Raw genomic sequence first — 13,165 nt, 5'->3', positions numbered from 1 at the left:
GGCGGGCGGGTGCAGCGCACGCCGGAGCGCCGCGCGGCGGAGGTCCGGAGGGCGGCTTAGAAGCCCGGATGTATCCACTTCGCTATTTCGAAACAGATCACCGCGACAAGTGCGGCCGAGGGGATGGTGACCACCCAGGCCATCACGATGCGCATCGCGACTTCCCACTTTATGCCTGAAGCGTTCGTGGTCGCGCCCACGCCGACGATGGACCCGGCGATGGTATGTGTCGTCGAGACGGGGATGCCGAGGAAGGTGGCCATAAAAAGTGTCGCGGCGCCGGCGGTCTCGGCACAGAAGCCGTGCACCGGTTTCAGCTTCGTGAGTTTCATGCCCATCGTCTTCACGATGCGCCAGCCGCCAAGCGCGGTGCCGACACCCATGGCGAGATGGCAGGAAAGGATGATCCAGAGCGTGTGCGGGTCGGTGAGCGAGAGCTGCGTGTCCTTCGAGTAGATGCCCGCCGCGATGAGCAGCGCCACGATGATGCCCATGGTCTTCTGCGCGTCGTTGCCGCCGTGCCCGAGCGAGTACAGCGCGGCCGACACAAGCTGCCCTTTGCGGAACACCTTGTCCACGTCCTTCGGTCGCCAGCGACGAAAGGCCCAGTACACGAGTACCATAAAGCCAAAACCCGCAACAACGCCGAACAGTGGCGCGAGGGGGATAAAGGCCAGGGTCTCGACCAGTTTGTGCCAGCGGATGACGTCGAATCCCGCGTGTGCGATGCCCGCGCCAGCGAAGCCGCCGATGAGCGCGTGGGACGAACTCGTGGGCAGGCCCCACCACCAGGTGATGAGGTCCCAGACGATGGCGCCGATAAGGCCGGTGAGCACGACGTACACAAAGGCCGGATCGCCCGCGTCGATGATCACGATCTTGGCAATGGTGTCAGCCACCTTCGGCGCGAAGATGAACATCGCGATGAAGTTGAAAAATGCTGCCCACAACACGGCAAAGCGCGGCGAAAGGACACGTGTCGATACAACCGTCGCGATGGAATTCGCGGCGTCGTGAAATCCGTTGATGATGTCAAACAGCAGCGCGATGGCGATGGTGCTGACGATGATGATCCATTCGATGGACATGCGTTTCCCGGAATCTGTAACGAGGAGGGACCTGGTGGACTACAACGACGGGGAAACGCCGTCAGGCGGCGTCGATCACCACGCCCTCGATGAGGTTCGCGATGTCCTTGCAGCGATCGATCGCCTTCTCGAGCCGCTCGAAAATTTCCTTCCACATGATCACAAGCATGGGTTCGCCTTCCTTGAAGAGACGGATGAGCGCCGCGCTCAACAGCGCGTCACCCTCGTCCTCCAGGCCGCGGATCTCCCGGCAGATCACGCTGATCTTTTCGGGCTCCTTCAGACTCCGCAACAGCATCAGGGCGGCCTGAATCTTGATCGCGGCCTGGCACAACACGCTGGCGATCTGCTTCGCCTCGTAGCGGACCTCCACAACCTCGTACAGCACCATGCGCGACACGGCGTTGTTGATGTTGTCGGCCACATCGTCGAGGCGCTTGATCAGCGCGTGTATGTCGGTGCGCTCGATCGGGGTGATGAAGGTGCGGTGCAGCGCATCGGTGCAGCGGTGCGTGATGTCGTCGAGCCGGTGCTCGAGTTCCTTGATCGTGTTCGCCTTCTGCGCGAGATTCGCGTCCTTCGAGGTCGCGTCGAGCAGCTCGTTGCACACCGTGATGGTGAGCGCGATGTGTTCGTCGAAGAAATCGAAAAACTCGTAGTGTTTGGGAAGAATTCCTCGAAACATGGGCCTGTGTGATCTGAGGATGGAATGGAGTCCCGGCACGCTGCCGGATTCAATACAGCACGTAAAATTCGTGGAATTTCGGCTCGGAAACAAACCCGCCCGTATGCGTGGAAACGGTCAGGAGCGCGGCAACGGTATCGCGATTCGATACACGGGGGCGATGCCGGATCGGTTCGGCTGCCTGCCGCGTATCGTGATACGCAGCGTGTCCTTCACCAGCCGGCAGCGCATCCAGTGAAAGGGACGGCGTTCTGAATGGAAGGGTGTGTGATCGATCCACTGCTGTCCCTCCCCTGTCCGTAACGGCTGCAAGAGGCCTCCTCCTCCGCCGGTCACGAGAAAATCCTTCCCGCCCTCGCGAAAATGTTCCACCGCATGGGCGTGGCCCGACACAAACAGGCGTGCCTTGCGGCTGCTGTGAAAGCGCGGAAGAAAGGCCTTCCGCACGTCCTTCGACGCCGACACCACCCTGCTGTTCGTGTACGGCGGATGATGCGTGCCGACTATGACCGCGCGCGTCCGGGGATCGCGGTCGAGACTGTCGAGCGTGTGTTCGTACCAGCGGCGCTGTTCGGCCTTCGCGTGCTCGTCCATCTCCGAAAAATTCGAGTTGAGCAGGACGACGGCGATGCCGCCCGCGCCGGCGACACCATGCGTCGTGTGCAGCCGTGGGAAACGCGCGCGCAGTTGGGCCATGCCCTCCTCGCTCGACCACATGTACTCGTGATTACCCGGCGTGAGGTACAGCGGCAGACCCGCGGAATCGAGCGCGTGCAGCGCATGGTCGATCCAGCCCCATGCGGTCGGACGTGATCCCGCCTCTGTGAGATCGCCCAGATGAAATACCGCCGCTATCGTTGTGTCGCGCAGGATGTCGCGGAACAGCTCGTCCCTGGCGGCCTCGTTGTCGTCGCGTCGCAGGAAAATGGACTCGTACCAGGTGGGCGTCTGTGTATCGCTGATGAAGGCGAGCACCGACCGCCCTGCCGCGGGCCGCGGAGGTGACGTCCCCGCGCCGCCACTGTGTCCGCGCTGCTGCCCCGGGGAGGAAGCTCCCTGGAGCAGGAGCAGACAGGAGGCGGTAATTACTACGGCCGAGAATCGCTGCATCGTTGGCGGAAGTTTGTGGCGCTATTTCAACACGTCGAGGAGCAGCGTGCGGGTGGCGGAGGGCGTGAGCAGTACGCATATGTAGCTGCCGCTGCCCAATGTTGTGGCGTCGAAACGCGCGACGTAGGCGCCGGGCTGGAATTCGCCGCGCGCGATTGTTGCGACACGCCTGCCGAGCATGTCGTACACGGCCACCTCGCTCGCCCCCGCTTCGATCAGTGTGAATTCGACGGTCGACACGGCGTTGAAGGGATTCGGATGCGCGCCCAGGGAAAGTGCGCCCGCATCGCTGTACAGCCGCTCGCCGCCTTCGCGGCAGATTTCGACGCAGATGCTGCAACTGTCCGCGCCGACGGTCGTCAGCGTTCCATCGTCCCACATGAGCGAATCGATGGACAGCGGCGCGCAGGGCGCATCGCCCAGCACCACACGGAAAGGCAGTTCGACCAGAAGTCCGCGCGTGAGGGACGGATTCCTGCTCCCGCGTATCCGCAGCGTCGCACCGGCGGCGGGCGACGCGGCAAAAAGCGGCAGCAGAATATTCGGATTTGTGGATACATAAAGGGTGAAATCCTGCGTGCCACCGGTACGCAGATTGCTCACACCGTCGAGTTCCACGCGGGCCAGCGCGAGCGCGCCCGGCGGATACAGCACGTCGGCGGGACAGCCGATGGCGACCGCGGCTTCGGGCGTGCCGCGCGTGATACGCACAGGGGCCGATTCGGCCGTGCAGCCGTTTGCGTCCACGACGCGCACCACGTATTCACCGCTGTCCGCGGCAACACACTGCCGCGCTGTGGCGCCGGGAAGTATCACTCCGCCGCGCAGCCATTGATACGAGACACGCGTGTCACAGACGAGCGTGTCGCCCGACCGGGACACCGCGGGAGGTGTCACGGTGTGGACACTCACACGAATCGTGTCGATGCCTTCACAGCCGCCCGAATCCGCTATGCGCAGCACGAAACTGCCCGCCCGCGCAGTGCGGAAATACCGCGCATCCGAGAGGATCACCGTCGTGTCGAGTTCCGACCACAGGCAGAGGCGCAGACCCGGACCCGCATCAAGCAGCGTCGAATCGCCGGGACACAAAGCGCGCGGACCCGCCACGACGGGTGTCAGTGTCGTCGCGGTACGAACGGTAACAAAGGCCGTGCCTTCGCAGCCGGACGAATCGACGACACGCGCCCACACGGTGCCCGAATCCGAGATGACGACGTCGCGTGTTGTTTCGCCGGTGGACCACTCGTACGACAACGCGCCCGTGTACACGACGGAGAGCCGAGTCGACGCGCCGCGGCAGATCGTCGTCTGACCCGCAATGACGGGCTCGACACGCCGTTCGGCCACATCTACGGTGTCGGACCACCGACAGCCGTTGCTGTCTGTTGCTTCCACGCTGTACCTGCCCGGAGCGGTGACAAGCAGGGTCCGCGTCGCCGCCTGTGTGCTCCAGCGGTAGGCGGCAAAACCCGGCCCCGCATCGAGTGTGTCGGGCGCGCGGCCGGTGCACACGAGCAGGCGCCCTTGAATCCGCACGCCGCCCGTCGCGCCGCGCACGTCGGCGAGCGCCGAGCCCGAGCAGCCGCCCCGGTCCACGACACGCACGAGGTAGCGTCCGGGCTGCGTCACCGCGAAACGCCGCAGCGTGCCCAGCGGCACGGTGGTGTCGGCTTCCGTCGTCCAGATGTAGCGCGCGTAACTGTCGTTGGAGTCGGCCTCGAGTTCCACGGTGCTTCCCGGACAAAGGACAAGGTTGCCCGATATTGTCGGTGTTAACCGGTCGCTCTCCACCACGGTCGCGGAATCCGACGCGGTACACCCCGCGCTGTCGGTCACATCAACGCGGTAGACGCCCGGTGTGGTGACGGTGAGGCGCTGTGTTGTCGCGCCGGTGGACCAGCGGTACGACACAAAACCCGGACGAGCGTCTAGCACGGTCTGACTCCCGCGGCACATCGAGCGCGAACCCTGTATCACCAGGACTGGTGCGGGATTGACGATCACGCGTATGCCCGCCGTGGCGGTGCAGCCGCCGCTGTCGGTGACCGTCACTTCGTAGAAGCCGGACTGACTGACAGTTATGGTTTCGGTCGTCTCGCCATTGGTCCAGCGATATTGTCCCGCGCTTCCGCTGGCGCGGAGCAGACCCTGTTTTCCGGCACAGAGCACGCTGTCGCCCGTGATACGAATTGTCGCGGGAGGAAACACGCCCACGGCCAGCACATCCGATGTGTCGCGGCAGCCCGCGGCGATATCGGTGACGATCACACGGAAAAGGCCCGCCTGCCGCGCGACGAGACGGCCGCTGTTTCCGCCCACGGGCGCACCGTCGCGCAGCCATCCGTACGTGACACCCGTCTCCGGTTTGGCGACCAGCGTGACACTGTCGCCCTCGCAGAACGAGGTGCGTCCCAGCGCCGCAAGTGTTGCGATGGGCGCGGCCTTCACGATCACGTCCACCGGATCCGACTCCGCGCGGCAGCCCGCCTTGGTCACACCCGCAACACGGTATCTGCCCGGCTGTGTGGCGGTTAACGAATCGGAGGTCTCGCCGAGTATCTCTCCCCCGTCGCGATACCACGTGTATGTGGCATCCGGCGTGGATGTGGCGAAGAGCTGTACACGTTCACCTTCACACACCGTTGTGGGTCCGTTCGCGGCCAGTCGCACCACGGGTTTGGGATTGACAGCCACCTGATACGGTTCGGAGATGCCTGAACAGCCCGCGGAATCACTCACGGCCACGGTGTACACGCCCGCTTCGCGCACAATCGCAAAACGTGTGCGCGACCCGAAGGGATTGCCGTCGCGGAACCACTCGTACGTTGCGTAGCCGGCTCCCGCGTCGAGCAGCAGCGTGTCGCCCGTGCACAGGATGCCGGGACCGTTCGACGTGATGACGGGACGCAGCGATGTTGTGATCGACACATCGAGCATGGTGTCGCGGGCGCAGCCCGTCGCAGTGTTGGTGATACGCACGCGGACGCGTCCCGTGCCCGGCGCGGGCCAGCGCACATCGGTGCGCGAGCTTGTCCGCCCCGCGAGGATGATGCCGTTTTCGGCGGACCACTCAAACTCGTAGCCGGACGCGTCGCTGATAAAATACGAGGCGATGCTGTTCGGGCAGACCGACGTCTTGCCCTCGATGCGCTGGTCGGGCAGCGGATTGACGGTCACCACCGTGTACGCCGACGTGTCGGTGCATCCCTCCGGCGTGGTGATGATGACACGGTAATTGCCCGGTTGTGTGACACGATACGCCGGGCCGGCCGCACTGCCTATCATCGTGCCGTCGCGCTGCCAGATGTAGCTGTAGCCCGGTTTGTTTGTCGCGTTCAGGAGCAGACTGCCTCCGAGGCAGAACGAGGTCGGACCGGGCGGATCGATTGCCGCGCCCGCGCGCGGATTCACGCGTACAACGATGGCAGCGGATGTATCCGCGCAGCCGTTTCCATCGACGGCGACAACTCTGTACGTGCCGCTCTGTCGCGCCGTGTACGATGCGGTGGTTTCTCCAGGCAACGGTGATCCGTTCATCCACCACTCGAAGCGCACCGTGCCTGCGGCGCTGGCGTTCAGCACCACACTGCCCGGCTCACAGAACACGGTGGGTCCCGCGGCACTCGCCGTGACGCGCGGTTTGGGAAATACCGTGATGGTGATTTCGTCCGACGTATCGGTGCAGCCGCCGGGTCCGGTCACCACCACGCGGTATGCGCCGCTCATGGTCGCGACAAAGTTTATCGACGTCGCGCCCGCGATGGTGAGCCGGTTGCGCTGCCAGAGGTACGTCAGACCCGCGCCGCCATTGGCCGTGAGGATCGCGCGTTGATCCTCGCAGAAGGATGTCGGGCCGCCGGTGATGGTGGCGCCGGGGCGCTCGTATGCTGTCACAGCGATCGCCGCCGAGGTGTCGGAACATCCGTTCACATCGGTGACAATCACGCGGTATAGTCCGCTGCGTATGGCGCGGAACAGACGTGTGTCGGCGCCTGCGACGGCGGTGTCGTTTTTCAACCACGAATACGTGACACCCGATGCGGGCGTGGCCGTCAACACCACGGTGTCGGGGATGCAGAAGGTTGTGGGTCCGCCGGCCGTCAGACCCGCCACGGGGCGCGGAAACACGGTGACCTGCACGGTCGCGGATGTGTCAATACACCCCGCGCTGTTTGTCACGATCACACGATAGATGCCGGACTGTGTCGCGGTGTAGGTCGGCCCGCTCGAACCGCCGATCGAGGACCCGTTCCGCTGCCAATTGTAGCTGTACCCCGTGCCGGTGTTTGCGTTCAGCAGCACGCGGTCGCCCGCGCAGAACGAGGTCGGGCCCGAGGCGGTGACCGTCGCGCCCGGCTTGGCGACCACGGTGACCACCACCGCCGCGGAGGTGTCGGGACATCCCGCGCTGTTTGTCACGATCACCCGGTAGCTGCCGCTCTGTGTCGCGAGGTAGGTGGACGATGTTGCGCCGCTGATCGGCGCCATGTCGCGCAGCCATGCGTATGTGTAGCCGCTGCCGGTGTTGGCCGCGAGCAGCACACTGCCGCCTTCGCAGAACGTGGTGGGTCCGGCGGGCGTGATTGTGGCCCCCGGTCCCGCGATGATGCTCACCGTAATTGCCGACGATGTGTCGGAGCAGCTTGTGGTGTTGGTGACGATGACGCGGTAATTCCCCGCCTGCGTGGCGGTGTACGACGACGAGTTTGCACCGGGAATGGTGGTGCCGTTGCGCTGCCACATGTAGGTGTAGTTCGATCCGGTATTGGCCTGCAGCAGCACGCTGCCGCCAGCGCAGAACGAGGTCGGACCCGCGGGCGTGATATTTGCGCCCGGACCGGGAATGATCGACACCGTGCGTGTGTCGGATGTATCGAAGCAGCCCGAGGGACTCGCGATACGCACGCGGTAATCGCCCGCCTGTGTGGCGAGGTAGCTGGACGAGGTGGCACCGTTGATCACTGAGCCGTTGAAGAACCACGTGTATGTGTAGCCCGAGCCGGTGGTCGCCTGCAGCAGCCGCGTGCCTCCCGCGCACATGTTGGCGGGATTCGGCAGAATGTCGGCGCCGAGGTCGGTGATGTTCACCGTGACGGTGTCCTCGTCTGTGCAGTTGTCTGCGTCGGTGACGGTGACGATGTAGGTGGTCGTCACCGTGGGTGTGGCTTCGACATGCGAACTGTCGGTGCGGTTGAGGCCCGTTGACGGACTCCACGAATACGTGAGCGGCTGCGCGCAGGGCGACGCAAGCGCGGTGTTGCCGAGCCGCGCGGTGCCGCCGAGGCACACCGACGTGTCGTTGCCCGCGCGCGCGGTGAGCGCGCCGATGCAGTCGGGCTCGAAGCGCATGAGGAACGATTCGTCGTTGCCGTTGGTCGTGCTGCGGAACGCTCCGGATGTTGTCGGAAAATTTCCCGCGGTGATACCCACGGCATAGAACTCGCCGCTCGATCCGATGGCGATGCTGTGTTCGGGCCGCTCGCCGATGGAGGCGCCCACCCAACACCAGTCCTGATTGTTTCCGCCGATGTACGAAGCCCAGCAGCGCTGTCCGGCGGCGTTGAAAATGGCGACGAAGCGGTCTTCCATGCCCGCGTACACGGTCTGATACGCCCCCGCGGTCACGGGAAGATTGCCGCTGTAGGTACACCCGGTCATGTGCAGGCGTCCGTGATTGCCCACGCGAATGCTGGTGATGTGTTCCAGTTGATTGCCGCCGAAGTAGGTGGCCCAGAGCACCGCGCTGCCCGACGCGTTCAGCCGCGCGATGAAGCCGTCCTCCGCGCTCCCGTTCCGGGCGGTCTGGAAGGCGCCTGTCGACGCGGGAATGCTGCCTATCGTCCATCCGACAAAAATCGGATCGCCGCCGACGCATATCAGATCATACGCCGTGGTGTTGGTCCCGAAATACGTGCCCCAGATGCGCGAGCCCTGATCGTCGAACTTGATGACAAAACCGCTGGTGGTGCCGCCGGGGTAATTCGGGTAGGCCGATCCGGTTGTTGTCGGGAAGCCCGTGCCGGTGGTGCCGACAACGATCACGTTGCCGAGCGAATCGATCGAGCAGCCGTGTCCGAACTGCGCGCTGCTGCTGCCGATATACGTGCACCACTGCCGCGCGCCCGCGGTGTCGAAACGCGCCAGGAAGGCGTCGGTGCTGCCGCCGCCGAACGTCGTCTGAAACGCGCCTGTCGAGACGGGGAAATTGCTGCTTGCGGTCTGGCCGGTGAAATAGATGAACTGTCCGCCGTCGTAGGTGAGCCCGATTCCCGCGTCGCCACCGTTGCCGCCGTAGAATGTCGCCCAACCGCGTGTGCCATCGGAGAGCAGCTTGATCAGAAACGCGTCGTAGCCCGATGCGAGTGTGCTCTGGAAGGCGCCCGCGCTCACGGGGAAAGTGGAGGAATTGGTCGCTCCCGTGTAGATGGCATTGCCGTTGGCATCGCAGCGCACGCCGGTCGAGAGGCTCGCGCCGCTGTAATACGTGGCCCAGAGCCGCGCGCCGCTGCTCGAGAACTTGATCGCGTACCCGTCGAGCGCGTTGCCGGTCTTGGTGTACTGGAAAACTCCCGTGGTTGTCGGGAAATTTGTGCCGGTGGTTGCGCCGACCACCCAGGCGTTGTCGCTCGGATCCACATCCACCGCACCCGCGTAATCATTGCCCGCGCTGCCGATATAGGTACTCCACGACAACGAGGGATCGATGACCAGCGTCTCCCCTGCCGCCGCGCCGCGGATATCGAAGCGCAGCTCGTGTCCTTCGAGGATGAAACGTCCGTCCACCACACGCCGTCCGACGGCGGATTCGTTCCAGCAGCGCGGCGCGTCCTCCTCGATGACACCGAGCGACGTGCGCAGCGAGAGTCCGCCGTCGGCGCGCAGGCGCGGCGACACATTAGAGGAGTATCGGATCCTGATATCCTGATATCGAGCGCCGGGGCGGACCACAAAATCGTACTTCAGTCCCTTCTCGCCGGCCGTGAGTACCAAATCCACGCCGTTATACAGATTCTCGACCACCAGACGGCGCACGGGCGCAAGGTGTGTAACGCCGTCGGGGGCGCCCGGCGTGTAGAAGTTTGTGTACCAGGGCAGCTCGTCCTCGAAGCGGAAACGCGGCGCGGGATTGGCGCCGAGAAAGTCGGCGTCGCTCCGCTCGTGGCGCCAGGTGCCGCCGTCCAGCCCGGGCGCGCCGCTCTCGTGCTGTGCGTCATGCATGTCGCGCTGTGTTTCGCGCGCTGTCTGCACGAAGCTGAAACCACCGGAACGCACAAAGACGCGCATGTCGCCCGCGAAGAGTACGGCGCGCAGATCCGGGCGCCGCGCACCGTCCATGTCGGCAAACTGGCCGCGGTTCTCGACAAAAAAGAACGCGCCTCCCGTGGTCGAGGAGAAGCGTGACACTTTCGGGGCCGTGGTGTGTTCACCACGCAGCGGCCCGACATTGCCGGCGGTGCGCGCCTCGGTCGCCCGGGCGGAGATGCTCAGTGAGATCACGGCAACGGAAAACAGGACGAGGCCGGTCCGGAAAACCGGCACCGCCACGCGACGGAGAGCGGGCACTGGTTTGGGCATCTTGTAGAACTGGAACGAATGAAAAAGGAAGGTATCGACTCGAACAAAGAAAGACAAGAGCGGATGGAGACTGGTTACGCTCTGGAGATGAAATACCGCGGCTGGCGGAAAAGAATAGCTCTCGGCCATGGCCGCGGTTCAGCGCGCCATCCGCCTGTGTTGAATCTCGCCGTTGTGAGGTGCCACAGATACGACCCGGGGCACCGGTCCGTGCGTGAAGTATCGAAGCCGGCGTGTTACTGCCGCGCCGTCACGAGTACGGGGAGCACCGACGTGGAACCGCCAAGGCGCGCCTGGATGTGGAACGCGGAGCGTAGGACATGGATCCGCGCCGCTTGGCCTTGTGTCCGAAACTCCGTACCATCGTGAATGACTCCCACCGTCTTCTGCACACGAATGATTCCCGACGAGGGTCTCGCCCTGCTCCGTCCGGCCACCGATCTGCACATCTTCCCCCACGACAGGCCCATCACGCGGGCCGAGCTGCTTGACGGCGTGCGGGACGCCGACGCCCTGCTCTGCCTGCTAACCGACGGCATCGACCGCGCGGTGCTGGACGCGGCGCCGCGCTTGAAAGTCGTGGCGAATTACGCGGTGGGATACAACAACATCGACGTGGATGCCGCGCGCGCGCGCGGCATCGTTGTCACAAACACGCCGGGGGTGCTCACCGACGCCACGGCCGACATCGCCTTCGCGCTGCTCATCGACTGCGCGCGGCGCATATCGGAGAGCGACCGCTGGCTGCGCGCGCACACCTTCGACGGCTGGGCGCCGATGCTGTTCCGCGGCGTTGATCTCTCGGGCCGCACCGTGGGCATCGTGGGCGCGGGACGTATCGGCAGAGCCATGGCGCAACGCTGCGCGGGCGGTTTCGGCATGTCGGTGGTGTACACCGACCGCGCGCCCGACGCCGCGTTCGAGTCCGACTTCGGCGCACGCTTCCTGCCGCTCGACGAGCTGCTCGCGGCTTCCGACTTCGTGTCGCTGCATGTGCCGCTCACCAACGAAACACGGCATCTCATCGGCGCCCGCGAACTGGCACTCATGAAATCCACCGCCGTGCTCGTCAACACCGCGCGCGGCCCGGTGGTCGATGAAGAGGCGCTGATCGAGGCACTGCGCACACGCCGCATCTTCGGCGCGGGCTTCGACGTGTACGAGCACGAACCCGCCGTGCCCGAAACCCTGCGCGCTCTCGACAACGCCGTCATCCTCCCCCACATCGGCAGCGCCTCCTTCGACACCCGCGCACGTATGGCTGTTATGGCCGCCGAGAATATTCTTGCGGTCCTCGCCGGACGCTCCGCACCGAATGCCGTCGAATGAAAATCGTAAAGGCGTAAAGAGGTAAAGGCGTAAAGGGGAAAAAGGGTGACGAGATATTACAGATATTGGCGCTAGACGGGATTTGTTCATCCAGCATGGAGCGTGCGTGAGAGAACGGGCCCGCAATGCCAGAAAAAAAGCGCCGTGTCGCATCTCCTGAGAGTGATGCAACACGGCGCTGTTTTACGCCTTTGCCTCTTTACACCTTTACCTCTTTACGCCTTTACGCGTTTACGCCTTCACGCCTATTTATTCGCCTTGTAAAACTCCTCCATAAAGGCGGCAAGTGCCTTGCACGATTCGACGGGACAGGAGTTATAGGTGGATGCACGGATGCCGCCGACGGAGCGATGGCCTTTGAGTCCGAGCATACGCAGTTTCTTCGCTTCGGCGATGAACTTGTCCTCGAGTTCCGGGGTCTGAAGATTCCAAGTGATGTTCATCAGCGAGCGGTCTTCCTTCACCGCCACCGAGCCCTTGTAGAAATCGCCGCAGCCGTCGATGACGTCGTAGATGAGTTTTGCCTTCATCTCGTTGTTCTTTTCGATCGCTTCGAGTCCGCCCATGGCCTTGATCCACTTCAACGTGCGGCCGACAACAAAGACCGGCAGCACTGGCGGCGTGTTGTACATCGAGCCCTTATCGACATGGGTCTTGTACTTGAGCATGGTCGGGATGTTCTTCTTGGCCTTCTCCTCGACCCAGGCCTTTTTCACGACAATCATGGTCACGCCGGCGGGACCGAGATTCTTCTGCGCGCCCGCATAGATCAGCGAGTACTTCGAATAGTCCAAAACGCGGCTCAGCATGTCCGACGACATGTCCGCGACGAGCGGCACCGCGCCCACGTCGGGTGTCGCGCGCCACTGCGTGCCATAGATGGTGTTGTTCGTGGTGATATGCGCGTAATCGACGTCGGACGACCAGGGGAGGGTCTTGGGAATGAAGTTGAAGTTGGCGTCCTGCGACGAGGCGACCTCCACCACTTCCCCGAACAGACGGGCTTCCTTCGCCGCCTTCGTGGCCCACTCGCCGGTCACGACATAGTCGGCCTTCGTGTGCAGGAAGTTCATCGGCACCATGGCGAACTGCGTGCTGGCGCCGCCGCCGACAAACATGCAGTCGTACTCGTCGGCGGAAAGGCCCATGATCTCGAGCGCGTCCTTCTGCGCTTCGAGCATGACGGCGTCGAATTCCTTCGAACGATGGCTGACTTCCATGAGTGACACGCCGAGGTTGGCGAAGTTCATCACCGCATCACGGGTTTCCTCCACGACCGAGTACGGAAGGACGGCCGGGCCGGCGAAAAAGTTGTGCGCGCGTTCCATGAAATGTGCTCCTGAGAATTATGTGTGGGTGTGAACGGAAGGGCAAA

The 13,165-nt window shown here is 63.9% G+C and carries 6 protein-coding genes; 1 reads left to right on the top strand and 5 read right to left on the bottom strand.

The features are described 5' to 3' along the window. Positions 1-56: 56 nt before the first annotated feature. The 4 genes from HY962_08460 to HY962_08445 all read right to left on the bottom strand — a co-directional run bounded on the left by HY962_08460 (position 57) and on the right by HY962_08445 (position 10,461). Positions 57-1,088 (bottom strand): inorganic phosphate transporter, encoded by a 1,032-nt coding sequence (locus tag HY962_08460; protein ID MBI5646953.1) that lies wholly within the window; start codon positions 1,086-1,088, stop codon positions 57-59. Positions 1,089-1,149: 61 nt separating this feature from the next. Further along, a complete protein-coding gene (locus HY962_08455; protein MBI5646952.1) occupies positions 1,150-1,773 on the bottom strand; it encodes a DUF47 family protein in 624 nt (207 codons plus the stop codon). 117 nt (positions 1,774-1,890) lie between these two features. Next, positions 1,891-2,883 (bottom strand): metallophosphoesterase, encoded by a 993-nt coding sequence (locus tag HY962_08450; GenBank protein ID MBI5646951.1) that lies wholly within the window; start codon positions 2,881-2,883, stop codon positions 1,891-1,893. A 21-nt stretch (positions 2,884-2,904) separates the two neighbouring features. Beyond that, the gene (locus HY962_08445; protein MBI5646950.1) at positions 2,905-10,461 is read right to left on the bottom strand and encodes a hypothetical protein; all 7,557 of its coding nucleotides are present in this window, start codon (positions 10,459-10,461) and stop codon (positions 2,905-2,907) included. Positions 10,462-10,830: 369 nt separating this feature from the next. On the opposite strand from HY962_08445, the gene HY962_08440 reads away from it, so the two are divergent. Continuing rightward, complete coding sequence (locus HY962_08440) at positions 10,831-11,790, top strand: D-glycerate dehydrogenase (GenBank protein ID MBI5646949.1); 960 nt, start codon at positions 10,831-10,833, stop codon at positions 11,788-11,790. 245 nt (positions 11,791-12,035) lie between these two features. Here HY962_08440 and serC read toward each other — a convergent pair whose 3' ends face one another. Further along, entirely contained in the window at positions 12,036-13,118 is a 1,083-nt protein-coding gene (gene serC / locus HY962_08435; GenBank protein ID MBI5646948.1) for a 3-phosphoserine/phosphohydroxythreonine transaminase, read from the bottom strand. Between the last annotated feature and the right edge of the window lie 47 nt (positions 13,119-13,165).

This window comes from Ignavibacteriota bacterium, assembly GCA_016218045.1.
In the GTDB taxonomy this organism is placed as follows: domain Bacteria; phylum Bacteroidota; class Ignavibacteria; order SZUA-365; family SZUA-365; genus JACRFB01.
This window is presented reverse-complemented; position numbering and strand designations above follow the sequence as displayed.

Coding starts and splice junctions, on each gene's coding strand:
- HY962_08460 (MBI5646953.1), bottom strand. CDS start 1,088: ATGTCCATCGAATGGATCATCATCGTCAGCACCATCGCCATCGCGCTG.
- HY962_08455 (MBI5646952.1), bottom strand. CDS start 1,773: ATGTTTCGAGGAATTCTTCCCAAACACTACGAGTTTTTCGATTTCTTC.
- HY962_08450 (MBI5646951.1), bottom strand. CDS start 2,883: ATGCAGCGATTCTCGGCCGTAGTAATTACCGCCTCCTGTCTGCTCCTG.
- HY962_08445 (MBI5646950.1), bottom strand. CDS start 10,461: ATGCCCAAACCAGTGCCCGCTCTCCGTCGCGTGGCGGTGCCGGTTTTC.
- HY962_08440 (MBI5646949.1), top strand. CDS start 10,831: ATGACTCCCACCGTCTTCTGCACACGAATGATTCCCGACGAGGGTCTC.
- serC (MBI5646948.1), bottom strand. CDS start 13,118: ATGGAACGCGCGCACAACTTTTTCGCCGGCCCGGCCGTCCTTCCGTAC.